Genomic DNA, 397 nt, shown 5'->3' with positions numbered 1-397 from the left:
CATCAGGTCCGGCTCCTTGCCGGCCTTGAGCGCCTTCACGGCGGCGTTGAGCATGTCCGTATAAAGCTGGAAGCCGATTTCGTGGATTTCGCCCGATTGCTTGTCGCCCAGCACCTCGCCGGCGCCGCGGATTTCCAGGTCGTGCATGGCGAGGTAGAAGCCGGAGCCGAGTTCCTCCATCTGCTGGATGGCCTCGAGCCGGCGCTGCGCCAGCTTGGTCAGGCCATCGACATCATGGACCAGCATGTACGCGTAGGCCTGATGGTGCGAGCGACCCACGCGGCCCCGCAGCTGGTGCAGCTGGGCCAGGCCGAACTTGTCGGCGCGGTGGATCAGGATGGTGTTGGCGGTCGGCACGTCGATGCCGGTCTCGATGATCGTCGTGCAGAGCAGGATG

Annotated in this window: 1 protein-coding gene; it reads right to left on the bottom strand. The window is 65.0% G+C overall.

The features are described 5' to 3' along the window. A partial coding sequence (locus AB4Z35_RS30980; protein ID WP_442101295.1) for a helicase-related protein occupies window positions 1–397 on the bottom strand: 397 nt, incomplete at both ends.

It is taken from the genome of Pseudomonas sp. KB_15, assembly GCF_052114525.1.
GTDB lineage: Bacteria > Pseudomonadota > Gammaproteobacteria > Pseudomonadales > Pseudomonadaceae > Aquipseudomonas.
This window is presented reverse-complemented; position numbering and strand designations above follow the sequence as displayed.